Genomic DNA, 26,276 nt, shown 5'->3' on the forward strand with positions numbered 1-26,276 from the left:
TAGGGAGAGATTCACTTGCAGCAAGGTTCGTACAGTATTACAATTTTTTTACTCGTCATAGGGCTCGTTATATTTAGACGTATGCGTTCTATGAATCGGCCAATTAAAAATAAAGGAAGACGACTATTATTGCCATTATTCTTTTTATTACCAGGTTTTTCTTTATATGCTGCACCGATACAACTTGCTGGTTGGCAAATTGGGATAGCTGCTGGGATTGGACTGTTATTGTCAATTCCACTTATTATTTTAAGTGGGTATGAAGTGAGAGAAGATGGTCAAATTTATGCGAAAAAAAGTATTGCTTTTATTGCTACATTTTTAGTTATCGTTCTTTTACGTGCTTATTTTAGAAGACATTTACAAGGTTTAGATCCAAAGTCAATCGGCATTCTTTTCTACACTCTTGCGGTTTGTTATATAGTACCTTGGCGTATTGGCTGCTATATAAAATTTCGTAAAGTTTACGTAGAGAAAGAGAAAATTACGATGCCAATAAGCTAAAAGCCATGCATTTGTATGGCTTTTTCTTTTGGAAATTTGTCGGATAAATAAATGAAAATAAGAAGTGGAAAAGTGTTTTTTTGTTTTCTGAATATTTTTACTTTAATTTCTTTTAAAAACCGGGTAATCCACTGGGATAAAGGCGTTTATGAAGGTTTTCACATGCAGTAAAAAACACCTGTTCACTTGAAAGAACAAAAAATGTTTGTTAAGGTAGGGAACCATAAGCGAAAACAAGAAAATAGAAAAAGTCATTTTTCGAAATTTTGAATGGCTTATGTAACTAAGGGAGAGATTTGGTGAAGATTGAGATTATGGTTTCGCTTGCTATTTATATGGCAGGTATGTTGTATATCGGTTATTGGTCTTATAAGAAGACATCCGATTTATCAGATTATATGTTAGGCGGAAGGGGACTCGGTCCAGCAGTTACAGCTTTATCAGCTGGTGCTTCTGACATGAGTGGTTGGATGCTAATGGGATTACCTGGTGCGATGTATGCGACAGGGTTATCAAGTGTGTGGATTGCGATAGGTTTATTAATAGGTGCTTATGTAAACTATTTAATTCTTGCCCCGCGTTTGCGAACGTATACAGAAGTGGCTAATGATTCAATTACGATTCCAGACTTTTTAGAGAATCGATTTAAAGATCGTACGAAAATACTTCGTTTTGTCTCCGCTATCGTTATTTTAGTATTTTTCACATTTTATGCGTCGGCTGGTTTAGTATCAGGTGGACGTTTGTTTGAAAATTCTTTTAACCTTGATTATAAAATTGGTTTATTTGTAACTGTTGGTGTCGTAGTTGCTTATACACTATTCGGTGGTTTTTTAGCAGTAAGTTGGACCGACTTTGTGCAAGGGTGTATTATGTTTATTGCTCTCGTATTAGTACCAATTGTTGCTTTTACAGATGTCGGTGGTGTAACAGAAACATTCAATACGATTAAGCAAGTTGATGCATCGCATTTAGATATGTTTAAAGGGACCACAATTCTTGGTATTATTTCCTTTTTAGCATGGGGTCTTGGGTATTTTGGTCAACCACATATTATTGTCCGCTTTATGGCAATTACCTCTATTAAAGATTTGAAAACTTCTCGTAGAATCGGTATCGGTTGGATGACGATTTCAATTATAGGTGCAATGCTTACTGGTCTAGTTGGTATTGCTTATTACGCTAAAAATAATGCGACATTACAAGATCCGGAAATGGTCTTTGTAACATTCTCAAATATTTTATTCCATCCGTACATTACTGGATTTTTATTATCAGCTATTTTGGCTTCGATTATGAGTAGTATTTCCTCGCAATTACTTGTTATTTCAAGTGCAGTAACGGAAGATTTCTATAAAACATTTTTCCGTCGTAACGCAAGTGATAAAGAACTTGTATTTATCGGTAGACTGTCAGTTTTAGTAGTAGCTATGATCGCAGTTGTTTTAGCGTATCATCCAAGTGATACAATTTTAACACTCGTCGGTTATGCTTGGGCAGGATTTGGTTCAGCATTCGGACCTGCCATTTTATTAAGTTTATATTGGAAGAGAACGAACAAATGGGGCGTTCTTGCTGGAATGATTGTTGGTGCAGTAGTTGTAATTACTTGGGTACAAATTCCAAGTTTAAAAGCGACTATGTATGAAATGGTACCTGGATTCTTCTGTAGCTTATTAGCTGTGATTGTTATAAGTTTATTAACGAAAGAACCAGTTAAAGCAATTCATCGTGAATTTAATGAGATGGAAGCAGTGCTGGAAGAAGAAACGAAATGATCAGCGAAGAGAGTAAACGAAACTGGCGTTTACTCTCTTTTTATTTAAAATGAAAATAAGGAACTTGTTGACAACTAAAAGTAAGTAACTTATAATAAATTTGAGTTCGAGTTAATTTGTACTTTGAATAAAGATTTCAAATGGATTAAATATTTTTTTTAATAATTATCTCGAATTTGAGATAATTTAAGGAACTGGAAGTTAATGTGTAATTTTAAAATCAATATCTCGAATTCGAGATAAAATTATCATGACGGATTTTACTAGTCAGTATGGACAAAATGAATAATGAATCTTAATGTAAAGCAATTTTTATAATGGAATAAAAAAGGAGTGGAAGAAATGGAAAAGAAAACAATGGGCATCCACCATATTACAGCGATTGTAGGGCATCCACAAGAAAATGTAGATTTTTACGCTGGTGTGTTAGGTTTACGTTTAGTGAAACAAACAGTGAATTTTGATGATCCAGGTACGTACCATCTTTATTTTGGTAATGAAGGAGGAAAACCGGGAACAATTATTACGTTTTTCCCATGGGCAGGTGCTCGTCAAGGAGTTATTGGTGACGGTCAAGTAGGAATCACTTCTTATGTTGTACCAAAAGGGGCAATGGAGTTTTGGGAAAATAGATTAGAAAAATTCGATGTTTCGTATACAAAAATGACTCGATTTGGGGAACAGTACTTAGAATTTGATGATCCACATGGTTTGCATATAGAATTAGTAGAAAGAGAAGAAGGCGAATTAAATAATTGGACTTTTGGGGAAGTTACGCCAGAAGTAGCAATTAAAGGATTTGGCGGTGCAGTTCTTTTATCAACGCAGCCTCAAAAAACTGCTGAACTGTTAGAACATATCATGGGTCTTGAGAAAATTGGAGAAGAGGGTGAATTTGTTCGATTCCGTTCTTCTGCTAATATTGGCAATATTATTGATTTGAAATTATCGACAATCGGACGCGGTCAAATGGGTGTTGGTACAGTTCATCATATTGCTTGGAGAGCGAGTGACGATGCTGATCAGCTAGACTGGAAAGAGCATGTGTCCCGTTTTGGATACCACGTAACTCCTGTACAAGATCGAAATTATTTTAACGCAATTTATTTTAGAGAACACGGTGAAATTTTATTTGAAATTGCAACAGATCCCCCTGGTTTCGCTCATGATGAATCGTTAGAGACGATGGGTGAGGAATTAAAGTTACCGGAACAATATGAAAAACATAGAAAACAGATTGAACAAACGCTTTTACCATTTGAAGTGAGAAATTTAGATTAAAGTGATTGAAAGGGGAAAAGGATTATGATGAAACATGTTTTTCAAAAAGGAAAAGATACGTCAAAACCAGTATTGCTATTACTTCATGGTACAGGAGGTAATGAATTAGATTTATTACCACTTGCAGAAATAATGGATCCGGAAGCTTCAGTATTAAGTGTCCGTGGAAATGTATTAGAGAATGGGATGCCACGTTTCTTCCGTCGATTAGCAGAAGGTATTTTTGATGAAGAGGATCTTATTTTCCGTACGAAGGAATTAAATGAGTTTTTAGACGAAGCTGCAAAAACATATGAATTTGATAGAAATAACATTGTAGCTATCGGTTATTCAAATGGAGCAAACATTGCGGCAAGCTTATTATTCCACTACGAAAATGCGTTAAAAGGTGCTGTGCTTCATCACCCAATGGTGCCTAGAAGAGGAACACAATTGCCTAATTTAGCTGGGAAATCCGTGTTTATTGCTGCTGGGACAAATGATCCAATTTGTTCATCTTCTGAGTCAGAGGAATTGAAGCTACTATTAGAAAATGCAAACGCTAATGTAACAATGCATTGGGAAAATAGAGGACATCAATTAACGATGGGTGAAGTAGAAAAAGCAAAAGAATGGTATGGAAAAACAGTTCTATAAGTATAAATAATAAAAGAAGCATCTGCTAATCGTTAGCAGATGCTTCTTTTATTATTTAAGACTGGATTGCAAGGTGAGGTGAAGAAAGTGGTAGGTGAATATCAACGACCGTACCTTTATTTAATTCACTTGAAATGTGTAATTTACCATGATGTTCTTCAATTATTTTGTAACACATCATTAATCCTAGCCCTGTGCCTTTTTCTTTTAAACTATAAAAAGGTTCGCCTAAACGGGAGATACGATCTTCTGGGATACCGCAACCTTCATCGATGATCCGTATTAAGATGAAATTACCCTCTAATGGTTTTGTTTGGATGAAAATATTTCCGCCATTTGGCATTGCTTCAATCGCATTTTTTAATATATTTATAAAAACTTGTTTTAATTGGTTACCGTCACATTGAATGTCATATACGTAATCAAAATGATCCATAATGATATGAACGCTATGCATAATTGCGGTTGGTAAAATAAATGTAACTACCTCTTCAATTAAAGTTTGTATGTTACAAGTTTGGATTGCTAATACTTGTGGTTTAGACATCGCCATAAATTGACTCGTGATAGATTCCATCTGTGAAATTTCACTTAACATAACATCGATATACCACTTCTGCTCCTCATTTATTTCAGGGAGTAGCAATGTTAGAAAACCTTTTAGAGAAGTGAGTGGATTTCGAATTTCATGAGCAATTCCAGCTGTCAGTTGTCCGACTACTGCGAGCTTTTCAGATTTTCGTAATAACTTTTCCGTTTCCTTTAGCTCAGTAATATCTCTTCCCATTACGATAAGACCTTTACGGGAGCCGTCAGGGTGATAGAGAGGAACTTTCGATATACTTAAGATTAGGTCGAAATCATCTCTATGAATAATAAATTCTTCACCATGAAGAATTTGTCTTTGTTGCCATGCTAATTCATCGACTTCTTCACAATGTAAAAAAGCTTCTCGGTACGCTTCATTATATTGAATGAGTTCACTATCTTTTTTTCCGTGGTAAGGTACATGATGGAAATTGAAGCAAGAAAGTGCGTAGTCATTTGCCTCAAGCCAGCGCCCTTCATGATCTTTAAATATAACAAACGCAGGCATGGAGTTTACTAATGTGCGTAATCTCTTCTCACTTTCTTTCAGCTTTTTCTCAATTCTTTCTGATTTTTCAAGAGGCTTCATAATGGCATATACGCCAGTTAGACGATTTTGGACAAAAATAGGAACTAGTTTTGTCACGACATCTAATAAGAATCCATCTTTATGATAAATAGATAAAATATACTCTTGTTGATTATCCGCTTCCGTATTCTTTATATTTTGTAATACTTGCTCAGAAATATGAGCTTCTAAAATCGAGGTAATGCTTTTTCGCTCTAATTCTGAAGAAGTGTAACCTAGTATTCTTTCAGCAGAAGGATTAGTGTGTATAATAATTCCCTCTAAATTTAATGAAATAATACCATCAGGGTTGTGTTCGAACAGAGATGCGTACATTTCTGCTAATGAACGATCTTGTATATGGTTTCGCAAACGTCTAGAAATGTTCGGATGACGTTTTTTTTGAGTTGATGAATATTTTTTACGACTCATAATAGTTCCTCCGTACAAATAGCATCTAAAAAGATTTGTCTATTCATAACTATAATATAGATGTAACGTGTATTTCTATAAAAAATGGAAGTTATATAATAAATTTTGTTTTCTTTATTTTGGAAAAGTACGTATAGGGTGGTAATAAGGGGAGCTTATATTGTTTTATAAATCATTTGTAAGTTACAGGAGTAGGTTTTCCTTATAACATTAGGGTAGAAGAGGGGGAGAGAAAATGAGAACTTATATTCAAGGGATCGATCATGTACAAGTAGCTGCGCCTGTAGGGTGTGAAGAAGAAGCGCGAGAGTTTTATAGTAATAAAATTGGTATGGAGGAAATCCCAAAGCCAGAGGAATTAAAGAAGCGCGGTGGGTGCTGGTTTAAGTGTGGAAATCAAGAGATTCATATCGGAGTTGAGCAAAACTTTACCCCAGCTAAAAAGGCACATCCGGCTTTTTATGTTTTAAACATAGATGAATTTAAACAAGCGTTAATACAGCAAGGCATTGAAGTAATAGATGATCATGCACGACCAGATGTAATTCGATTTTATGTGTCAGATCCGTTCGGAAATCGAATTGAATTTATGGAAAATAAAAACTAGGTGGAAATCCACCTAGTTTTTTAACCTTTTCTAAACAATCCTAATACTTCAACCGTTTCTGTAATGTTAACAAATGCATGAGGGTCAATTTCAGAAATTGTTAATTTCATACTTGCTAATTCTTCACGAGAAATGACTGTCATAAGTACACGTTTCTTTTCGCTAGAATAAGCACCTTCGCCATCAAGTAATGTAATGCCACGTACAACAGTTGAAAGAAGTTGTTTTTTCATTTTTTCTGCTTCATTTGTTACAATCATAAGTGTAACCTTCCGATGTTTCGTATGAATAGCATCAATAACTTTACCAGTTACATAAATCGAAAGTAAGCTTGTAAGAGCAACATCCCAAGTGAAGAAGAATCCTGCAATGATTACAACGACTGCATTTAAAATAATAAGGAATCCGCCAAGTTTAATATCTCTTTTGCGAGATAACAACATACCGATAATATCAAATCCACCAGTTGATCCATTACAGTTAAAAACAAGACCGATACCAGCTCCGGCAATAACACCACCAAAGATAGATGATAAAAGTGGATCTGTTGCTACGACTTTCACTGGAACATAGTATAATGCAACAGATAATACAATAACAGAGACAATCGTGTTAAAAATGACTTTTTTTCCAAGACCTATGTATCCTAAAATAAGGATAGGTAAGTTTAATACAAAGTTAATAATACCTGTGTTTACAGGAGTTACAATCCCTAAAATAATAGCAATTCCGCCAATTCCACTACTTAAAATTTTGTGGGGGATAAGGAAAAGATTAAAGGCAATCGCAATAATAATAGAACCAATAATAACACCAAGAAATCTGACCATCTCTTTCCCGTCCTTCACTGAAAAATTCATATTATTTCAAGATTATATATGATATTGAAAGTTTTGGGTAAAAACAGTTTATTTCGGAAAATTAGATTAATCAAAAGAATTTGAGTGTTTTACCATTTGAAAGGGGATACAGTTGTGAAGATAAAAAAATATCAACAGAAAAGCCCGTTGAAGCAAGAATGTGAGGATTCTTATTTTTGTAATGAAGAAAAAAAGATTTATGGTGTATGTGACGGTGCAACACCACTTGTCCCATTTCGTGATGAAAAGGGACATAATGGAGCATACATCGCTTCACATTTATTTGCAAGTTATTTTAATTCATTCCGCGAAAATCATAGTTTACAAGTTGCAGTTGCAAAAGCAAATGAAGCATTGCAAAGAAAAATGTTAGCATATGGAGTAGATACGAGAAAGAAAGAGCATTTGTGGTGCACATGTATCGCGGCAGTCCAAATAGTTGGTGAGAAAATTGAATACGCACAGTTAGGGGACTGTATGATTGTCACAATATTTCGAAAAGGAACGATGCAAGTATTAACGAAAGATACGGTTGAAGGAATTAGTAAACGAGCAAAAAAGAAAAGAGAAGAAGATCGTAAAAAAGGGTTATCTGTACCAGAAGAACATGTTTTTCAAGATGTGCGAGAACAGTTAAAATACAATCGTTATCTTGCAAATGTGAAGGGGGGATATTCCGTTGCGAATGGAATGAAAGAAGCAATTCATTATTTGCAGCATGGGGAATTACATGTAGATGAAGTGAGTGGGATTTTTATTTGTTCAGACGGATTATTCCACCCAGATTGGCCACTCGAACAAACTGTTGCATATATAAGAAAGAATAGTATAAATGAATATGTAGCAATTATTGAAGAGTTAGAAGGGGAAAAGAGAATACGACCAGATGATAAAACAATTATGATGATTGATTTTTAAGGGGGATATTCAAATGGAAATTAAATGTGTAAATTTAGCATTTCAAGATGAATTAGTTCCTTTAGAAAAAGTAAACAAACTGATTATTCACCATACATCCGAAGATGGATGGGATGTGTATAAAACACATGAATTTCATCAAAAAGTAAGAGGGTGGAGCGGGATCGGTTACAATTATTTTATTGAAGAAGATGGAACTGTAGTCGAAGGACGTGGTTTACATATTGGAGCACATGCGAAAGATCATAATAGAGATACAATTGGAATATGTATGACGGGTAATTTTGATAAATATGATCCAACTACCGCACAAATGAATGCATTATATTCTTTATGTAAAATGTTTATGAATCGGTTTGCTATAAAGAAAGAAAATATACTCGGTCATAGGGAGCTAGAAGGCGTTACAAAAAGTTGTCCTGGAAAGCGTTTTTCTATGGTAGAGTTAAGAAACATACTATCTTACATATAGAGGAGTAATAAACGATGATGAATATAAAAATACCAAATGATAAAAAAGAAGAGCTTGTAGCACAAATTCAGCAATTTTTCGTTGAAGAAGATTTAGATGAAATTGGACGTTTCCAAGCAGAGCGTTTAATAGAAGAAATGATTAAATTAGTTGGACCATTTGCATACAATCAAGCAATTGGAGAGGCAAGAAAGCTTGTAACAGAGAAACTATCTAATATTGAAGAAGATTTGTATGTGTTAGAGAAAAATGAAGGGAAGTAAGCTTTCGTCAATTATAAAATAAGTGTTATGTCACGGCCTTTTTCGATGTTTTATTTGGAAAAGGCCGTGACATTTTTTTATTGTCATCAGGGAAATAATGAAACTTATTCCTCTATCTCGTACTCCATTCTTTTGCCATTTCATCATGATATGCTTCTGTCCAATGATATGGTTGCAACTCTTTTAAAGGTTTAAAAATAATATCTTGTTTAGCATTTGTAATCGCACACTGTACTTTTGGTCCCCAATAAAATAAACGTTCTTGGCATACACCACAAGGCGAGAGTACCTTTAATTCAGAATGCTCATTTTCTCTCGCAAGACAAATAGAATGTGTAACTTTCTTTTGAAATTTATGAGCTTCTAAAATTGCACCTGTTTCCATACAAAGTTCAGTTGAAGCATTTATTACATCCGGAGCAACGCTTGTATAAATTGTTCCATCTTCTACACGAATCGCTGCGGCTCCACCCCAATCGTTTGGATATCTTTGTTCAATTAACTGTTTCACCACATCATATAATTGTTGCTCAATATTCAATTTCTTTTCCTCATTTCTGCCCAAATTCAGGGTTTTTTATTTCGGAATATTCTTTCTTTTATCATGATAACATAAACAAAAAAATAGAATGAACTTTTAATTTCAAGCCATCTTTTTTGCCAAAAGGAACGTTTTTTATAAAAAAATTGAGATTAAAAATATATTATCTTAATTTTATCTTTTTTTAATAATTTGTTTATGGGCAATTTATAGTTCCTATTTATAATTCCTATATATAGCAGCTATTGATACTACAAATAAGAAATTTGGATGTGTAACACTTTGTATTCCATTAGCTGTAATCAAAATTTATAACATAAATTGCGCACATAGAATCTTCTTTTGAAAGAAAAGTGGTGTAATTATTTGTTAAATGAAGGAAGGGATTGGGAAGCTATGAATAAAACAATTTTAAAAACATGTATCATATCAGCAGTTTTAGGTGGAAGTCTATTAAGTGAAACGACTGGAGAGGTGAAAGCAGAAGTAGTTACACCAAACACGAATCATACTGGGGTATTCAAAGATGTTCCAAAGGGGCACTGGGCATATGAGGCGATTCAGCAATTAACAGACGAGAAAATCATTTTCGGCTATGATGATGGAAGATTTGGTTTTGGAGATAACGTGACACGCGAACAAGTTGCAGCTTTACTATATCGTTATTTTAATTTGGCAGAAGACAAAAATTATCAGAACCCATTTGGAGACGTAAGTGAAGATTCGACAAGTTATATAAAGGAGATTTTGTCTTTAACAGAAATGGGCGTTTTTAAGGGTGACGAGCATGGGAATTTTAGACCGAAGGCTTCCTTAACGCGTGCAGAAATGGCACAAGTTCTTACAAATGCTTTTCATTTAAAGGCAAAGAGTGATCACACTTTTAATGACGTTTCAACGAACTCATGGGCAAGCAATGCAATTAGTGCTGTTCAAACAAATAATATTGCAAAAGGAGTAGGCGGAGGAAATTTTGCTCCAAATATGGATGTGACGCGTGAACAGTATGCACAATTTTTATACAATGCAATACAAGAAACTAAGCAAACTCAAAAGACGAAGGGGCAACAACTAGCTAGTATACTTGGTGAAACAAACTGGCAAGGGACAAAAGTCTATGACAAAGATCATAATGATGTAACGAAAGAAAATCAAAATTTCATCGGGCTTGCAAAGTATGATGCTAAAACGGCAAGGTATGAATTTTTTAATGCAAGTACAGGAGAGAGTCGTAATGATAGCGGTACCTTTTTTATAACGAATGATGGAAAGAAAAGAGTACTAATTTCTGAGACGCAAAATTATCAAGCAGTTGTTGAATTAACGCAATTAGATAAGGAGAAATTTACATATAAAAGAATGGGGAAAGATACAAAAGGGAACGATGTAGAGGTGTTTGTTGAACATATTCCGTACCATGAAAAAGAACTTTCTTTCACGCGGCCTGATAAAAATTTAGAAAGTTCGACAGGTAAAATAGTTAAAGATGTTGATGGAGATGAAATTTTATCTAGTACACTATGGAACGGAACGGTGGTATTAGACGACCAAGGTAATGATGTAACAAAATATAACTCAAACTTAATCAGTCTAGCAAAATACGATAAAAATACAAATAAATACGAATTTTTCAATGTGAATACTGGAGAAAGTCGTGGAGACTACGGTTTCTTTGATGTTGTACATGGTAATAAAATAAGAGCTCACGTTTCGTTAGGAAATAATAAATACGGTGCAGTTCTTGAACTTACAGAATTAAATAAAGAAAAATTTACGTATACAAGAATGGGGAAAGATGCGAATGGAAAAGATATAAAAATCTTTGTTGAGCATGAACCGTATACAGGTGATCTAAAACCAAATTTCACAAAGTAAGCCTTTACTGTAGCAAAGCATTATGTTAGAAAATGTTAGTAAGGAAAAGCTTAAGGGTTGGGTAATTAAAATAGTTATTTATAGACAAATAGATGCCTTGAGGCATCTATTTGTCGTTTTAAAATGATTTTTTATGGGTGCAATTTCTCTTTTCTCAAATCTAGTAACTTACTACTTGCACAACCCTACATTTTCGTTTTTTATTTATTTTCTTTATTTTCTTTATTCTCTTTATATTCATTAACTTTCTTTTTTACATTACCGACAGTATCTTTAGCAGTGCCTTTTACCTTATCCCATTTTCCTTCAGCTTGTAATTTCTTATTATCAGTTACTTTCCCGACAACTTCTTTTACTTCACCTTTTACTTTATCAATAGCACCTTCTACTTTTTCTTTTAAACCATGATCATGCTTTGTCATACATTTCTCCTCCTTGTAGTTTGATTAGAATTCTCTTTTCATATTGCAAGTTGAATGATGTATCTAGCAATAGCGTAACAGATTTAGTTTGAATATTCAAATGGTTAATAGAGTTGAAAAGGAATTGTCATAAAGTGTATAAAGTAGTAATGAGAAGAGAAAGGATGTTAATTATATGTTTTTGGCGGTCCAGATTGATTTTGTATAAGCGATCTTCATATGGGCACGTTCCATATTATTTTGACTGCTGCTACCGAATCTTGCTTGTCCGACTATTAAATGACAATTGGATTCAATAGCTGTTTCAATTCGTTTTTGAATTAATGCAGTGTGACAACCTTTACGCTGAAATTCTGGCAAAGTAGCAGAAGCAGCTAATGATGCGACACCCTTATTTATATACAGGACACCAATGCCCGCAGGAATGTTTTGAACTTCAGCTATGAAAAAATGCCATCCTGGTTTATTGTGGAGAATTTCGTTATTTTGGCGCACGCCATCTTTTGTAAAGGATGGCATGTTAAATCCACGTACATATATGTCTGCAAAAACATCAAACTCATTTTCTTTTAGTTTGCGTACTGAAATGTTAGAAGGAAGAAGGGACGGATCTTCTCGCGGTGTACTATATAAAGCGGTATGGAAGCTAGATTGATAAAAACCTTTTTGAGATAAGTATTGAAATAGTTCAGCTGTACCTTGCGCTGGTGTAATTTCAAAACGGCAAGGAATTTGTAGTGATTGATAATAAGAGAGAATCGCATCTATCTCATCTGTATTTGTAAAGGTAACGCCTTTTACTGTATTAAAAGCAGGACCAGCAATTACTTTTGATGAAAAGGCAGTGGCACTACCGAACTTTTTCACTTGTACCTGCATTGGATTTCCGTCCATTGCTTGTAATAGTGCTAATCTAGAAGAAAGCATATGTATTTCTGTGTTTTCAATTTCTTGTGCGGTATTGATTGTCATAATTGTACTCATGAGATTCCCCCGTCAATAAATATATTTCATAGTACATATACGATGTTTGTTCTGAGATTCCTGTTGAAATGTAAGAGAATAAGAGGTTTTTTGGAAGGGAAATGGAAGTGAACTGTCGAAGGGAGTAGAAACAGATTAAAGGTGGTGCTCTCATGAAACAGAAAGACGTGCAGACATGCTCTAATTGTGGTTCTCAAAATATAGGAGAAGGTGAGTTTGTCGGTTATGCACAAATACGGAAAAAGGAGACGATGTTCACATCTTCACCAGTAGATGCTTATATTTGTACAGATTGCGGGAATGTCCTTTTATTAAAAGTACGACATTATGAAAAGTTTAAGCAGAAGCCGTTATGATTATTAAAAAGTGTTTTTATTAGGGAAGTTAATAGGAGAAATATTTACATATATATGAATATGCCTTATATAAAGAGATGACAACATATACTGTGTGGGATGCTTATGAATCGTTGCACAACGTACAAAAATGTATAGAAGAAATTGTGAATTAGTATGAGAAAGAAAAATTAGCTCATCTTAGAATATTTCATATCGAAAACTCCTTTATAAATAAAGGAGTTTTTTATTTTTTATAACAATAATTACCTTTGATTGTTATAATTGGTTATCGAGGTGGGGTGTTTTATAAACGCTATAATCATAGAAGAAAACTAGCTAAATCTTATAGAAAACCGCTATATAACATAATCGCAACCGTAAGTTGACAAAGTGCAACCGCAGGAAGATAGAGATAAGGGCTATGTTTACATACAATTTAGTTAAGAAAACGAAGGGGGACACACATATGGGATTTGGTGAGAAGCTTTTTAAATTAAGAAAAGAAAAGGGTCTTTCTCAAGAAGCATTAGCTGAGAAATTAAACACAACAAGGCAAGCAGTTAGTAAATGGGAAAATGGTCAAGGGTTTCCTGAAACTGAAAAATTAATAATGATTGGAAATGTATTCGAAGTATCTCTTGATTATTTATTAAAAGAAAATGCTGAACAAAGTAACGAAAAGGAAAATGGTTATTACGTAAGCAAGGAAATGGCAGAAGGGTATATAGCGTATGGACAAAAAATTTCTAAATATATAGCGCTAGGATTTAGTTTACTCATTTTATCTACAATACCGTATTTATTATTTAAAGAAAATGCAACAATGTCGACATTCCTTGTCATTATTGTTGCTGTTCTTGGAATTGGAGCGATGATGGTACCTGTAACGATAGAAGAGAGTCGATACAATGTATTGAAAAAGGAAGAACTATTATTTGATCAAAACTTTCTAAAAGAATTCACAAAGAGATATGCGATTATTAAGAAAAAGTATGCTGCAGTAATGATCGTTGGATTTTGTTTTATAGCTGCAGGCGCAATCCCGTTTTTGTTTGAGAAAAAGCATATCACTTCAGGGGAATTAGTGCAGTATTACCCTTACTGTGTTGTACTTATTGCTATCGGAGTTTATCTTTTTGTTCGTGTGTTAGGAGTATTAGAGGCGTATCGAATTTTAGTAGAAAATAAAGAATATAGTAATCGTCTTATTTTTAAACTGAAAAAGAAAGTGAGAGAAAAAGTGGATAATTTTTAATAGGAGAAAACATATTTTTATGAAAAGTTAAGATAGGAGTGTAATGATGTCAAATCTTCTAGAAATTGAAAATTTAAGTAAATCATTTGGAAACAAAGTTGTTTTAAGAGATGTTTCTTTCAATGTGCCGTCTGGATCAATTGTTGGATTCATTGGTAACAATGGAGCTGGGAAATCAACAACCTTTAAAACAGTACTAGAATTAATTTCTAAAGATAGTGGTACAGTAAAAATATTTGGTGAAGAAAATATAAATAAAGATGCCAAGATTAAGGAAAAGATAGGAGTCGTATTTGATGCTATGAATCTACCGGCTCATCTTACGATAAAGCAACTAAACAAAGTTTTTGAAAAGATGTTTGAATCTTGGGATCAAGATAATTTTTATCGATTAGTTCATACTTTTTCTTTACCTACTAATGAGAAAGTAGGTAAATTCTCGCGTGGAATGTCAATGAAACTAACTATAGCTGTTGCGTTATCGCATAATGCAAAATTATTAATCCTAGATGAAGCGACGGGTGGTCTCGATCCTTCATCTAGAGAAGAGGTGTTAGAGGAATTAAAAAGTTTTGTGAGTAAAAGTAATGGTGGTATACTACTTTCTTCTCATATTATGAGTGATGTAGAAAAAATAGCTAGCCATCTTATCATTATAAAAGATGGAGAAATTTTATTGAATGAAGAAAAGAATAAGGTTTTGAACAATTATGCCATTGTAGATGTTGATGAGGAACAACTAACTTTAATCAACAAAGATATAGTTGTGGTGAAAAAGAATAATGGCTCTTATTTCAATGTACTTGTATCAGATGTGCATAAACTACCAAATGGGATTGCACATAGAACCATTTCGATAGAAGAAATGAGTGTCTTATTAACGAGGAGTGAAAAATAAATGAGAGGTTTATTATTGACAAACTATTATCTAGTGTATCGAACTTTCTTTACGTTCATGGGAATAGCGATATTAGGATCGGGATTTGTTTTTTATTTTGGTAATGCTTCAATGTACCGTTTAATTGCTACGTTTATTATCTTTTTTGCTGCAATTCCTGCACTTGAAGTTATTAAATATGAGAGTAAGTCAGGTTATGAAAAATATGTACTTACTTTACCGGTTACTAGAAATAACATTGTACAAAGTCATTACCTTTTCTATTTTTTAGTTGTAATTATTGGTACTTTATTGTCGTATGGCATATTTTATATACATAGTTTCGTTTCAGATACACCAATTGATGATGGGATATTTAAGAGTGTTTCTTTAGGGACGTTTATCATCCTTAATGCCGGAGCAATAGCCTATCCACTCCTCTATATTTTTGGAGCAGAAAAATCTGATGCTATTACAATTGGAGGCGCATGCGGGGGACTTGTAACTTATTTTGGATTACAAAGTGTAATTGGCTATCTAATAGAACAATTTCCAATATCAAATTTAAATTTATCTGTATACGTTTCCATTCTATATACAATATTTGGCGTTATTATATATATCTTTTCTTTTGTTATTTCGGTATTTATATATCGTAAGAAGGAGTTTTAATGTGTTTTCTCTTAGTATTTTCTGAATTATTTCCAAAGAAATAATTCAGAAAATACAGAAAAATATCGTGATTATTTGTGGAAGTCTGTTATAATAAACAAAAAAATGAAAACGCTTTAAAGGGGGATGTAACCAATATGATGATGAATGTACCGCTAACAATTAGTTCTATGATGGAAAGAGCAGAAAAACTGTTTTCGAAGAAAGAAATTGTTTCACGGACACATGACACAGTTACGACATTAACGTATAAGCAGTTAGGTGAAAGAACGAGAAGGCTTTCCAGTGCGTTAAAAAAATTAGGAATTAAAGAAGGCGAGCGTATAGGAACGTTAGCGTGGAATCATCATCGACATGTGGAAGCGTATTTTGCTATTCCTGGTATTGCTTCCGTTTTACACACAATTAATATTCGTTTATCTCCTCAACATATTTCATACATTATTCAGCACGCAGAAGATCGAATTCTACTTATTGATGAAGATCTTGTACCACTTGTTGAAAAAATTCAATCTGAATTATCAACTGTACAAGCCTACATTATTATGACTGATAAAGATGGACTTCCAAATACTACGCTAGAACCTGTATATCATTATGAAAAGCTATTAGAAGAAGGCGATCCAAATTTCCAATTTGTAAAAGATATTGATGAAAATACACCTGCTGGTATGTGCTATACGTCAGCGACTACAGGAAATCCAAAAGGTGTTGTATATACGCATCGTAGTACTGTACTGCATTGTATGGCACTCGGTTTAGCGGATACAGCTGCTTTATCGGAAAGTGACGCGGCGATGGCAATTGTACCGATGTTCCATGTGAATGCTTGGGGACTTCCTTTCGCTGCTACTTGGTTTGGATCAAAACAAGTTCTTCCAGGACCGATGTTTACGCCGAAAATTTTATTAGAAATGATTCAATCTGAAAAAGTGACGTTAGCTGCCGGTGTGCCGACAATTTGGCTTGGTGTATTACAAGAGTTAGAAAATAATAGTTATGATTTATCTAGTATGACGAGAATACTATGTGGTGGTGCAGCCGCACCGAAAAGTGTTATTAAAGCATTTGAACAGAAACACAATGTTCCTTTCATCCATGCATATGGTATGACCGAAACAAGCCCACTCGTAACACTTGCACGTTTAAAAAGTTATGAAACAGAATTATCGTATGAAGAGCAATTAGAAATTAGATCAAAGCAAGGGTATCTTGTCCCTGGTGTAGAAATGAAAGTAGTCGGTACAAATGGTGAAGTGAAGTGGGATAGTACGGAGATGGGAGAGCTATGTTTACGAGCACCATGGATCGCTGCAAGCTATTATAACGATGAGCGTACGGTCGAAGGTTTTCGTGATGGTTGGTTATATACTGGTGATGTTGTCACAGTGGACGAGGAAGGCTGCGTAAAAATTGTTGACCGTACGAAAGATGTGATTAAAAGCGGAGGCGAGTGGATTTCTTCAGTAGACCTTGAAAATGCTTTAATGGCACATGATGCTATATTTGAAGCAGCTGTCGTTGCTGTTCCTCATCCGCAGTGGCAAGAGCGCCCTGTTGCCTGCGTCGTTCAAAAGAAAAATAGTACAGTTACGAAAGAGGAAATATATGAGTTTTTAAAACCACAGTTTGCGAAGTGGTGGTTACCAGACGATATTGTATTTATGGAAGAAATACCGAAAACATCTGTTGGGAAGTTTTTAAAACAAGCGCTTCGGAAAGAACTTGAGCATTTGCATAAAGAGAAATAATGGAATTTATATTTGTAAACCTAATTTAAAAATAAGTTGACAAATGCTAGATAGAAAGATAATATAACTCCTATAATATGTTACCTAAAAAATATTTTAAGTTTACAAATGGGAGAAGCAAATATGAATACAAAAAACTTAGTTTTCGTCGCTTTATTTAGTTCTATTATGGGAGTGTTAGGGTTAATACCTCCGATTGCTCTTTCTATTACACCAGTTCCAATTACATTGCAATCACTCGGTGTTATGCTTGCCGGTGGGTTGTTAGGATCACGTCTAGGTGCATTAAGTCAGCTTATTTTCTTACTTATTGTAGGAGTAGGAGCACCATTACTTGCTGGTGGACGCGGTGGCCTTAGTGTATTTGTTGGGCCAAGTGCAGGATATTTACTTGGTTATATCGTTGGAGCGTTTGTCATTGGCTATTTAATTGAGCGTTTACGTGAAGTTTCTATTATAAAAGTATTATGTATTAATATAATTGGTGGTATTTTCGTAGTTTATGTATTTGGTATCCTTGTGCAAGCTTTCGTAATGGATATTTCTGTATGGGAAACGATGAAAGTGAGTGTTGTGTTTTTACCAGGTGATTGCATAAAAGCGATTATAGCAGCAGTTCTTGTAACAAAATTACACCGTTCATTGAAATATATTATTACGCCTACTCTAAAGAGAAGCAAATATACAAATGCGGGATAAGAAAGAGAAGAAACACGTTCGTTGCGTGTTTCTTTTTATTATTTTGGAAAGAAAGGACGTCTCATATGGGTATTACAAAAGAATATAAAAAGCATGCCTCTTTACAACCAAATAAAATAGCAATTAAGGAAAATGATAGAGTTTTAACATATGAAGATTGGTACGAGTCAGTATGTAAAGTAGCGAATTGGTTGCACGCAACAGAATCGAAGAGTAAAAGAGTAGCAATTGTATTAGAAAATCGCATGGAGTTTTTACAACTATTTGCAGGTGCCGCTATGGCCGGATGGGTTTGTGTGCCATTAGATATAAAATGGAAAAAGGATGAGCTAAAGGAAAGACTAGCAATCAGTAATTCAGATATGATTATTGCGGAACGATATAAATTAAATGATATTTCCGATGAAGAAGGAAGAATAATTGAAATTGATAAATGGAAACAAATAATAGAGAACTATCTTCCTACAGAGCACATTGTAGAAAGTTTACAAGATGCTCCTTTTTATATGGGATTTACATCAGGATCAACAGGAAAGGCAAAGGCATTTTTACGTGCGCAACAATCGTGGGTTCATAGTTTTAATTGTAATATACATGACTTTCATATGAAAAAAGAAGACTCTATTTTAATAGCTGGAGCGCTCGTTCACTCTCTTTTCTTATACGGTGCAATAAGTGCATTATATATAGGTCAAACCGTACATATTATGAGGAAGTTTATTCCAAATCAAGTGTTAGATAAGTTAGAAACTGAAAATATTTCGGTCATGTACACCGTACCAACAATGCTGGAATCTTTATATAAAGAAAATAGAGTAATAGAAAATGAAATGAAAATAATTTCGTCAGGAGCGAAGTGGGAAGCTGAAGCGAAAGAAAAAATAAAGAGTATATTTCCTTATGCGAAAAGATATGAATTTTACGGTGCATCGGAACTGAGTTTTGTAACAGCATTAGTTGATGAAGAGAGCGAAAGAAGGCCAAATTCAGTAGGGAAACCTTGTCACAATGTGCAAGTTCGAGTATGTAATGAGGCAGGAAAAGAAGTACAGAAAGGTGAGATAGGAACTGTTTATGTGAAAAGTGATCAGTTTTTTATGGGATACATAATAGATGGGGTTTTAGCACGGGAGTTGAATGCAGATGGCTGGATGACAGTGCGAGATGTAGGTTATGAAGATGAAGAAGGATTTATTTATATTGTCGGTAGAGAGAAGAATATGATTTTATTTGGAGGAATTAATATTTTCCCAGAAGAAATAGAAAGCGTATTACATGAACATCCAGCTGTTGATGAAATAGTTGTAATTGGTGTGGAAGATAGTTACTGGGGTGAAAAACCTGTCGCCATCGTAAAAGGAAGTGCTACGAAGCAACAATTAAAAAGTTTTTGCTTACAACGATTATCCTCTTTTAAAATACCGAAAGAATGGTATTTTGTAGATGAAATACCTTATACAAATAGCGGGAAAATCGCTCGTATGGAAGCAAAAGATATGATTGAAAACCAGGAGAAAATATATGAATAGAGCAGTTATTGTAGAAGCAAAAAGGACACCTATTGGTAAGAAGAATGGGATGTTAAAAGGGTATGAAGTTCAGCAATTAGCAGCACCTCTTCTTACATTTTTAAGTAAAGGAATTGAGAGAGAAATAGACGAGGTCATATTAGGGAATGTTGTTGGGCCAGGAGGGAATGTTGCAAGATTATCTGCTTTAGAAGCAGGACTTGGATATCGTATTCCTGGTGTAACGATTGACCGGCAATGTGGTGCCGGATTGGAAGCGATCCGCACCGCATGTCATTTTATTCAAGGCGGGGCCGGTAATTGTTATATTGCAGGAGGAGTAGAGAGTACAAGTACATCACCATTTCAAAATAGAGCGCGATTTTCACCAGAAACAATTGGTGATCCTAATATGGGAGTAGCGGCTGAATATGTTGCAGAACGTTATAACATCACGAGAGAAATGCAAGACGAGTATGCTTGCCTCAGCTACAAACGAACACTGCAAGCGTTAGAAAAAGGATATATACATGATGAAATATTGTCTTTTAATGGATTGTTAGATGAGTCTATAAAGCCAGAAATGAATTATGAACGAATGATTAAAAGAACTAAACCCGCATTTCTACAAAATGGTACAGTAACGGCAGGGAATTCATGTGGTGTAAACGACGGGGCGTGTGCAGTTCTTGTAATGGAAGAGCGGCAAGCTCGAAAATTAGGATACAAGCCTATTCTTCGTTTTGTTTGTAGTGCTGTAGTTGGAGTGGATCCCAACCTTCCGGGGACTGGTCCAATATTTGCGGTGAACAAATTACTAAACGAAAGGAATATGAAAGTAGAGGACATTGATTATTTTGAAATAAATGAAGCATTTGCTTCAAAAGTTGTAGCTTGTGCAAAGGAATTACAAATTCCGTATGAAAAATTAAATGTAAATGGTGGTGCAATTGCGCTCGGTCATCCGTACGGTGCATCTGGGGCTATGCTTGTAACGCGCTTGTTTTATCAGGCAAAACGAGAACGTATGAAATACGGAATCGCGACGTTAGGAATAGGGGGCGGGATAGGTCTTGCTCTATTATTTGAGAAAGTAGAAGACTAGCAAGGAACTAGTTCTCTACTTTTTGAGGAACATAAGCATTGCTACCAGGCTTTGCTTTTATTTCGTTCCAAGCAGCGATCGCATCAGCTTTTGATTTTCCTTTGTTATTTGGATCTTCGAAAAAGTCACGAGTAAAGCGATTGTATTCAAACTGCGCGCTGATAGTTGTTTTATATGTAGGGTCTTTTTTTCGTTCGTTTTCTTCATACCAAAACGTTATCGCATCTTCATATGTTTTTCCAATATTCTCTTTAAAAAACTTTTGAAGAGCTACTGTAAAGCGGAATTTTGTTCCGATTTTTTCTTTAAAAAAAGCACGAACATCTTCGCTACAGCGGTGATTGTTAGTAATAATCGTTTGAAGAGAAAGGTCTTTATAAGAGAGGGAAGTTTTACTCGCTTTTGGACCAGAGCTGTTTTTTAATATTTTACCAGTATGTAAATAATGGGAGATACGATTGGCTATTTCAATCTTAGAGCCACTAGCTGGCAACCCATGCTCACGACAAAATGTTTGCAGTTCTTCTTTTAACCAATAATAGTTTTGGAAATCTTCAAGTGATATAGACTTTGTTAAAGGTGGACGCATGAATGTAACAACTTCTTTCTTCCATATTTTCCTTTAATTATAAAACGTACGTTCTTTTTATGGAAGGATTAATTTGTAAATATAATGGGAAGAGGAGATTACATATGGAAAATGTAATGCAAGTTCGTGTTACTGGAATTTTAATTGAAGATGAAAAAGTATTGCTAGTAAAGCAAAAAGTTGCTAATCGGAATTGGTCTTTACCTGGAGGAAGAGTGGAGAATGGTGAAATGTTAGAAGAGGCGATGGTTAGAGAAATGAGAGAAGAAACGGGATTAGAAGTTAAAATTAAGAAGCTACTCTATGTTTGTGATAAACCAGATGCCAGTCCATCTTTATTACATATTACATTTCTACTTGAAAAGATTACAGGGGAAATTATGTTACCCTCAAATGAATTTGATCATAATCCAATTCATGATGTGCAAATGGTGCCGATTAAAGATTTAAGTCATTATGGTTTTTCAGATACTTTTATCACTCTTATAAGCGAAGGTTTTACAAGTGCCGGGAGTTATCAAGGCTTGAAACGAAATATAGGCCTGTAAATACAGTTGAAGGATAGCAGTTAGCTATCCTTCATAAGCATGTTTTACACTGCTGACTGTAAAGAAGAAACAAGTTGATTTAAAAACTCATCCCCAGTCATAATCGCTTTCCCACCGCCACGAGCACTTTTTTTATTTCCGCCACCTTTTCCTTCAATTGCAGGAAGTGCATCTTTTAAAAGAGCATTCATATCAAGCGTGACTGTTTTTCCACAAGCAAGAATACATTGTAATTTGTCCTCGTTTTCAATAACGAAATATGTAATGGCATGCTCTTGTTGTTCTGTAATAATAGTGGATAGCTTTGCGATTTCTTGCATAGAACGATTTGTAAACACTTTAGAAATAAGTATGCCAGCATGTATTTTGGTAGGTTGTTGAAGTAGTTCGTTTGCCTCTGCATATAATAATTTTTCATTCATTGTTTGCATAGCTTTTTCGGTTTCTTTTTGAGAAGTTAGAAGCTGTGCTACCTTTACTGGAATATCAGCTTCGCTACTGTTTAATTGTTTAGAAACATCCTTCATAATTTGTTGCTGTTGTCCCATTAATTTAAGTGTGCGCCAACCAGCGATAAATGTTAATCGTATGCTGCCTTTATTACGTTCCCATCCTAGTACGTGAATAGGCCCTACTTCACCAGTACGTTTCGGGTGTGTTCCGCCACAGCCGTTATAATCAAAGTTTTCGATCATAACAACGCGTATATTTTCTGTCATATTCGGTTCTTTACGAAGAGGTAATGTTTTCGCTTCTTCTAAGTTCATCCACTCTATACGGATTGGATGGTTTTCAAAAACTATATTGTTTGCAATTTGTACTGCTTTTTCAACTGTTTCTGTATGCAGATTTTCTGTTTCTAAATCGATTGTTACCGTTTCTCTACCAAGATGGAATCCAATCGTAGGTATGTTAAAATGATCCCAAAAAGAAGCAGATAAAATATGCTGAGCCGCATGTTGTTGCATATGATCAAAACGGCGCTCCCAATTGATTTTACCTTCTACTTCTTCTGTATGTAATTGTTTTGTAATGAAGTGGCGGATTTCTTCGTTGACCTCTTCAACACCAAATACAGTAATGCCATTTAAAGTTCCAGTATCATGGGGCTGCCCGCCACCTGTTGGGTAAAATGCCGTTTCGTTTAAAACAACGTATAAGTTACCGTCTTTATCATAATCTTGCTTTATAACTTTAGTAGTAAAGTCTTGCTTATAAGCGTCAGTGTAATATAATTTGTGCTCCAATTTTCTTTCTCCTCTCGCATTAACTAGTTTCATTGTAAAGCAATTGAAATTCGTTTCCTAATATTTCAGAAGAAAGAAACTATTTTTAGAATTTTCTTGCTATAATAAGAAAAAGAAAATGCGGGGGTGGAATGAATATGTTGTATGAAAACGGCGTAGATAAACTGCTTAGTTTAAGCAAAAATATTTCTGAATTGTATCGAGAATTAAACGAAATGACCCGGATTTTAACGGATTGTAACCGTGAAAGTGTGAAGTTTGATCGGTTATATGTAAAAGAGGTAATGTGGAAGAAAGAAGATGTAATCGAGAAATATGACCAGTTACTTGTGCAACTTTGTATAAATGAATGCTTTGATTTAAAAAGTGTTATTACAGGGGAATATAAGTATACATATGAAGAAGTAGAAAACATCGTTTTACAATTTAATGAAAAGTATAATGTCGCAATTTTAATTAAAGATGTTTGTAAAGAATTACAGTTTACATATGGCATAGATATGGATATAACGAGAACAGCTCGAGTATCAACAGCTCAAGTATAAAAAGGGAAAAGAAAGCAGATCCTTTGCTTTCTTTTTTTATGTGATAACAGGGAGAGTAGGTTTTTAAGATGAAGGGGAAGTTACAAAATATTCATCCGTTAGGAATGACAATTATAATAGGGACTTTATTTGCGAGGTTCGCCACGTCAATGAGTATTCCTTTTTTAGCAATTTATTTAACGACTGTTAAAGGCGTATCAGCTGGAATGACGGGTGCTATTATTGGAACGAGTGCACTTGTTGGAGTGTTTGCTAGTTTTATCGGAGGGAATTTATCTGATCGATTCGGTCGAAATATGATTCTAATATGGTCCATGATCGTTTGGGTATTTGTATTCATAGGATTTTCACTTGCAGATCATGTTTTAAGTTTCTTTTTATTAAATGCTTTAAATGGATTATGTAGGTCCTTTTTTGAACCGACGTCAAGAGCGTTATTATCAGATTTAACGAAACCAGAGTATCGTTTACTCGTATATAATTTGCGTTACGGTGCAATCAATGTTGGAGTAGCGATTGGGCCACTTGTCGGATTACAGATTGGAAGCGCAAAATCAACAATTCCTTTTTTAGTAGCAGCTGGAGTATATATTCTATATACAGTTATACTAGCGTTCCAATTTAAGAAATATCCAGTGGAACAAAAGAAAATCAATAAAGAAAAGCCTGTTACAATGCTAAATGCGCTGCGTATATTACGAAAGGATGTCGTATTTTTAGTTGCGTTAGTTGGTATTATTTTGAGTAATTGTGGTTTTTCTCACTTAACGACGACAGTATCACAATATTTTGCAAATGCACATATATTCCAGGATGGAGTGAAATTATTTTCATATATGTTAGTATTAAATGCGATTGTTGTAGTCGTAATTCAATATCCTGTTATTCAAATGTGTAAAAAGTATACACCATTAGCATCCATTATGGTTGGAACTTTATTTGTGAGCGGGGGATTATTTGGATTTGGAATAGTAGAATCTATGCTAGGTGCTGCTATTTGCACAATTATTTTTACAATTGGAGAAGTCTTAATGTTTTCGATGACGGATGTATTTATTGATGATATAGCTGTTGCGCATCTAAAAGGAACGTACTTTGGAGCAATGGGATTTTCAGGAATTGGAGCAGTAATTGGTCCATGGTTTGGGGGCGTACTTCTCGATTATTACGGGTACCAAAATGGATTTGTAGTATTTTCAGCGCTAGCTATATTTTCAACTGTAGCGTTTCCAGTACTGTTAGTTACGAAAGGTTTATTGAAAAAAAGATATGATGGGAATTCTAATATGGAAGTACATGCGAAATAAAATAAGCCCCAGTCAACGACTGGGGCTTATTTTTGTATTTATTTTAATTCTCAATTTGAAAAAGAACTTTTTCCTCATGTTTATGAGCTACTTCATTTTTGGAAATATGAATGGCTAAATATCCATTCTCTAGGCAGGCTAGCATCTTTTTATAAATAATATTATCGGGTAAAGGAATGATCCTCTGCAAAGAAATATTTTTATGAAGTATGCAAATGTTTAGGCCTGTCTTCATCTTTTTAATGACTACATTTTGTTCTGTCACATTTGGTACATCTGTTTCCAAAATGTATTCTTGTTCCGTTTCACAAAGGTCAATATGAATTTGATTTGGGAAACTAAAGTTGCTACAAGAATCAGAACAAAACTGATCCATCCATTCTTCGAAACCATCAACATGAAAAAGACAATCCTTCTTTTTCTTGCCCATGTAAGACACCCTCCGTAAAATCTCAATTCATACTATGTTATGCATGAATGAAGTAGGGGTGAAGAATAAATGGAAAAATATAAATATTGTATGTGGAAAAGGTAGCTAGTGTGCACTTTTTGTGTTACATATCATGATGCGCATGATGTTTTTGGCGTGAATGGTTACGGTTTTTTACTTTATGAGATCCGCTTAACGGTTCAGGTTGTCCCTTTTTCTCTTTCGCTTCACGATTGTTTTTTCCCATTGTATGTGACACCTCCTCTTTCTCTTTAGAATGAGAGAAGTTTGCAAATTTATACGAGAATGTTTTTAGAAAAAAAGGTAAAGATAATTGGGACTAACTATTATGGAAAGGGGATTGTATAATGCCATATCATAAAGATAAACAACAAGCTTTTCAAGCGGCTCAGCAAGGTGTTACACAAGCAGAAAATGCATTTAACAACATTGTAAAAAATGATCCAAACTACGGTCATGATTTAAAAGAATTACGCCAAGAGGTTCAGGAAGCCTATGAACAGATTCAAAATGCACTAGAAGTAGCTTCGGAAACACAACGCCCACAACTTGAGCAATACGAAAATAATCTTCAAAATATTATGCAGCATGTAGATCAATTAGAAAAGTAAATGAGGTTGTTGTGTATTCGACAACCTCTTACTTTAACGAATAT

At 34.5% G+C, this 26,276-nt stretch carries 30 protein-coding genes and 1 pseudogene; 22 read left to right on the plus strand and 9 right to left on the minus strand.

Going from position 1 to position 26,276, the window contains the following annotated elements; all coding sequences use genetic code 11:
* The first annotated feature begins 15 nt into the window (after positions 1 to 15).
* The 4 genes from PQF83_RS16810 to PQF83_RS16825 all read left to right on the plus strand — a co-directional run bounded on the left by PQF83_RS16810 (position 16) and on the right by PQF83_RS16825 (position 4,199).
* Positions 16 to 504, plus strand: a complete 489-nt coding sequence (locus PQF83_RS16810; RefSeq protein ID WP_001183914.1) for a cytochrome c biogenesis protein CcdC — start codon at positions 16 to 18, stop codon at positions 502 to 504.
* 299 nt (positions 505 to 803) lie between these two features.
* Positions 804 to 2,282 (plus strand): sodium/proline symporter PutP, encoded by a 1,479-nt coding sequence (gene putP, locus PQF83_RS16815; protein WP_000687615.1) that lies wholly within the window; start codon positions 804 to 806, stop codon positions 2,280 to 2,282.
* Positions 2,283 to 2,624: 342 nt separating this feature from the next.
* Positions 2,625 to 3,563 carry a ring-cleaving dioxygenase gene (locus PQF83_RS16820; RefSeq protein WP_000412746.1) on the plus strand — a complete coding sequence of 313 codons (939 nt, stop codon included), beginning with the start codon at positions 2,625 to 2,627 and terminating at the stop codon, positions 3,561 to 3,563.
* Positions 3,564 to 3,587: 24 nt separating this feature from the next.
* On the plus strand, positions 3,588 to 4,199 hold the full coding sequence (locus tag PQF83_RS16825) for an alpha/beta hydrolase (RefSeq protein WP_000975470.1): 612 nt from the start codon (positions 3,588 to 3,590) through the stop codon (positions 4,197 to 4,199).
* Between the two features lie 55 nt (positions 4,200 to 4,254).
* On the opposite strand, the gene PQF83_RS16830 is transcribed toward PQF83_RS16825, so the two are convergent.
* A complete protein-coding gene (locus PQF83_RS16830) occupies positions 4,255 to 5,787 on the minus strand; it encodes a BA3702 family sensor histidine kinase (RefSeq protein WP_000087671.1) in 1,533 nt (510 codons plus the stop codon).
* Between the two features lie 235 nt (positions 5,788 to 6,022).
* Between PQF83_RS16830 and PQF83_RS16835 the strand changes: the two genes are divergently transcribed.
* Positions 6,023 to 6,394 (plus strand): VOC family protein, encoded by a 372-nt coding sequence (locus PQF83_RS16835; protein ID WP_001261472.1) that lies wholly within the window; start codon positions 6,023 to 6,025, stop codon positions 6,392 to 6,394.
* 20 nt (positions 6,395 to 6,414) lie between these two features.
* Here the strand turns inward: PQF83_RS16835 and PQF83_RS16840 are convergent, their stop codons facing one another.
* Positions 6,415 to 7,224: a YitT family protein gene (locus PQF83_RS16840; protein WP_000251335.1), complete on the minus strand. Its 810-nt coding sequence runs from the start codon at positions 7,222 to 7,224 to the stop codon at positions 6,415 to 6,417.
* 126 nt (positions 7,225 to 7,350) lie between these two features.
* Here PQF83_RS16840 and PQF83_RS16845 point away from each other — a divergent pair, with 126 nt between their 5' ends.
* The 3 genes from PQF83_RS16845 to PQF83_RS16855 are packed head-to-tail and all read left to right on the plus strand — an operon-like array spanning position 7,351 to position 8,907.
* Complete coding sequence (locus PQF83_RS16845) at positions 7,351 to 8,172, plus strand: protein phosphatase 2C domain-containing protein (protein WP_002163551.1); 822 nt, start codon at positions 7,351 to 7,353, stop codon at positions 8,170 to 8,172.
* A 13-nt stretch (positions 8,173 to 8,185) separates the two neighbouring features.
* On the plus strand, positions 8,186 to 8,644 hold the full coding sequence (locus tag PQF83_RS16850) for a peptidoglycan recognition protein family protein (RefSeq protein ID WP_000402952.1): 459 nt from the start codon (positions 8,186 to 8,188) through the stop codon (positions 8,642 to 8,644).
* Between the two features lie 14 nt (positions 8,645 to 8,658).
* Positions 8,659 to 8,907 carry a DUF2164 domain-containing protein gene (locus PQF83_RS16855; RefSeq protein WP_000981073.1) on the plus strand — a complete coding sequence of 83 codons (249 nt, stop codon included), beginning with the start codon at positions 8,659 to 8,661 and terminating at the stop codon, positions 8,905 to 8,907.
* 112 nt (positions 8,908 to 9,019) lie between these two features.
* Here PQF83_RS16855 and PQF83_RS16860 read toward each other — a convergent pair whose 3' ends face one another.
* Positions 9,020 to 9,448 (minus strand): cytidine deaminase, encoded by a 429-nt coding sequence (locus PQF83_RS16860; protein ID WP_001019672.1) that lies wholly within the window; start codon positions 9,446 to 9,448, stop codon positions 9,020 to 9,022.
* 396 nt (positions 9,449 to 9,844) lie between these two features.
* Between PQF83_RS16860 and PQF83_RS16865 the strand changes: the two genes are divergently transcribed.
* Positions 9,845 to 11,323, plus strand: coding sequence for a DUF4822 domain-containing protein (locus PQF83_RS16865; RefSeq protein ID WP_002163553.1), 1,479 nt, complete (start codon positions 9,845 to 9,847; stop codon positions 11,321 to 11,323).
* Positions 11,324 to 11,523: 200 nt separating this feature from the next.
* On the opposite strand, the gene PQF83_RS16870 is transcribed toward PQF83_RS16865, so the two are convergent.
* Positions 11,524 to 11,745 (minus strand): CsbD family protein, encoded by a 222-nt coding sequence (locus PQF83_RS16870; protein WP_000160414.1) that lies wholly within the window; start codon positions 11,743 to 11,745, stop codon positions 11,524 to 11,526.
* Between the two features lie 171 nt (positions 11,746 to 11,916).
* Positions 11,917 to 12,729, minus strand: coding sequence for a GNAT family N-acetyltransferase (locus PQF83_RS16875; protein WP_000104270.1), 813 nt, complete (start codon positions 12,727 to 12,729; stop codon positions 11,917 to 11,919).
* Between the two features lie 152 nt (positions 12,730 to 12,881).
* Here PQF83_RS16875 and PQF83_RS16880 point away from each other — a divergent pair, with 152 nt between their 5' ends.
* The 9 genes and pseudogenes from PQF83_RS16880 (at position 12,882) to PQF83_RS16920 (ending at position 20,934) form a co-directional block, all read left to right on the plus strand.
* Positions 12,882 to 13,085, plus strand: a complete 204-nt coding sequence (locus PQF83_RS16880) for a hypothetical protein (RefSeq protein ID WP_000810212.1) — start codon at positions 12,882 to 12,884, stop codon at positions 13,083 to 13,085.
* 77 nt (positions 13,086 to 13,162) lie between these two features.
* Positions 13,163 to 13,237: pseudogene (locus PQF83_RS28510) on the plus strand (GNAT family N-acetyltransferase); the annotation flags it as partial.
* A gap of 296 nt (positions 13,238 to 13,533) precedes the next feature.
* On the plus strand, positions 13,534 to 14,322 hold the full coding sequence (locus PQF83_RS16890) for a helix-turn-helix domain-containing protein (RefSeq protein ID WP_000505599.1): 789 nt from the start codon (positions 13,534 to 13,536) through the stop codon (positions 14,320 to 14,322).
* Between the two features lie 46 nt (positions 14,323 to 14,368).
* Complete coding sequence (locus tag PQF83_RS16895) at positions 14,369 to 15,220, plus strand: ABC transporter ATP-binding protein (protein ID WP_000067338.1); 852 nt, start codon at positions 14,369 to 14,371, stop codon at positions 15,218 to 15,220.
* Positions 15,221 to 15,871: an ABC-2 transporter permease gene (locus PQF83_RS16900; protein ID WP_001214697.1), complete on the plus strand. Its 651-nt coding sequence runs from the start codon at positions 15,221 to 15,223 to the stop codon at positions 15,869 to 15,871.
* A 137-nt stretch (positions 15,872 to 16,008) separates the two neighbouring features.
* Positions 16,009 to 17,622 carry a long-chain fatty acid--CoA ligase gene (locus tag PQF83_RS16905; RefSeq protein ID WP_000980191.1) on the plus strand — a complete coding sequence of 538 codons (1,614 nt, stop codon included), beginning with the start codon at positions 16,009 to 16,011 and terminating at the stop codon, positions 17,620 to 17,622.
* A gap of 123 nt (positions 17,623 to 17,745) precedes the next feature.
* A complete protein-coding gene (locus PQF83_RS16910) occupies positions 17,746 to 18,321 on the plus strand; it encodes a biotin transporter BioY (protein WP_001093337.1) in 576 nt (191 codons plus the stop codon).
* Between the two features lie 65 nt (positions 18,322 to 18,386).
* A complete protein-coding gene (locus PQF83_RS16915) occupies positions 18,387 to 19,850 on the plus strand; it encodes an acyl-CoA synthetase (protein ID WP_000513141.1) in 1,464 nt (487 codons plus the stop codon).
* On the plus strand, positions 19,843 to 20,934 hold the full coding sequence (locus PQF83_RS16920; protein ID WP_001078015.1) for an acetyl-CoA C-acyltransferase: 1,092 nt from the start codon (positions 19,843 to 19,845) through the stop codon (positions 20,932 to 20,934). Before PQF83_RS16915 ends, PQF83_RS16920 begins: the two co-directional genes overlap by 8 nt.
* Before the next feature lie 7 nt (positions 20,935 to 20,941).
* Here PQF83_RS16920 and PQF83_RS16925 read toward each other — a convergent pair whose 3' ends face one another.
* Entirely contained in the window at positions 20,942 to 21,523 is a 582-nt protein-coding gene (locus PQF83_RS16925) for a DUF6434 domain-containing protein (protein WP_001247754.1), read from the minus strand.
* A 104-nt stretch (positions 21,524 to 21,627) separates the two neighbouring features.
* Between PQF83_RS16925 and PQF83_RS16930 the strand changes: the two genes are divergently transcribed.
* Positions 21,628 to 22,071, plus strand: coding sequence for an NUDIX hydrolase (locus tag PQF83_RS16930; RefSeq protein WP_000432572.1), 444 nt, complete (start codon positions 21,628 to 21,630; stop codon positions 22,069 to 22,071).
* Between the two features lie 44 nt (positions 22,072 to 22,115).
* Here PQF83_RS16930 and PQF83_RS16935 read toward each other — a convergent pair whose 3' ends face one another.
* On the minus strand, positions 22,116 to 23,318 hold the full coding sequence (locus PQF83_RS16935) for a serine-tRNA(Ala) deacylase AlaX (protein WP_000400385.1): 1,203 nt from the start codon (positions 23,316 to 23,318) through the stop codon (positions 22,116 to 22,118).
* Between the two features lie 137 nt (positions 23,319 to 23,455).
* Between PQF83_RS16935 and PQF83_RS16940 the strand changes: the two genes are divergently transcribed.
* Both PQF83_RS16940 and PQF83_RS16945 read left to right on the plus strand, forming a co-directional pair.
* Positions 23,456 to 23,863, plus strand: a complete 408-nt coding sequence (locus PQF83_RS16940) for a hypothetical protein (RefSeq protein WP_000965145.1) — start codon at positions 23,456 to 23,458, stop codon at positions 23,861 to 23,863.
* A gap of 68 nt (positions 23,864 to 23,931) precedes the next feature.
* On the plus strand, positions 23,932 to 25,170 hold the full coding sequence (locus tag PQF83_RS16945) for an MDR family MFS transporter (RefSeq protein WP_000676837.1): 1,239 nt from the start codon (positions 23,932 to 23,934) through the stop codon (positions 25,168 to 25,170).
* Between the two features lie 43 nt (positions 25,171 to 25,213).
* Here the strand turns inward: PQF83_RS16945 and PQF83_RS16950 are convergent, their stop codons facing one another.
* Both PQF83_RS16950 and PQF83_RS16955 read right to left on the minus strand, forming a co-directional pair.
* On the minus strand, positions 25,214 to 25,600 hold the full coding sequence (locus PQF83_RS16950; RefSeq protein ID WP_000516745.1) for an Hsp20/alpha crystallin family protein: 387 nt from the start codon (positions 25,598 to 25,600) through the stop codon (positions 25,214 to 25,216).
* Positions 25,601 to 25,724: 124 nt separating this feature from the next.
* The gene (locus PQF83_RS16955) at positions 25,725 to 25,847 is read right to left on the minus strand and encodes a small acid-soluble spore protein P (protein ID WP_000517649.1); all 123 of its coding nucleotides are present in this window, start codon (positions 25,845 to 25,847) and stop codon (positions 25,725 to 25,727) included.
* A 121-nt stretch (positions 25,848 to 25,968) separates the two neighbouring features.
* On the opposite strand from PQF83_RS16955, the gene PQF83_RS16960 reads away from it, so the two are divergent.
* A complete protein-coding gene (locus tag PQF83_RS16960) occupies positions 25,969 to 26,232 on the plus strand; it encodes a hypothetical protein (RefSeq protein WP_001146294.1) in 264 nt (87 codons plus the stop codon).
* The last annotated feature ends 44 nt before the right edge of the window (positions 26,233 to 26,276 follow it).

This window comes from Bacillus sp. FF-1 (genome assembly GCF_028548245.1).
GTDB classification, from domain to species: domain Bacteria; phylum Bacillota; class Bacilli; order Bacillales; family Bacillaceae_G; genus Bacillus_A; species Bacillus_A paranthracis.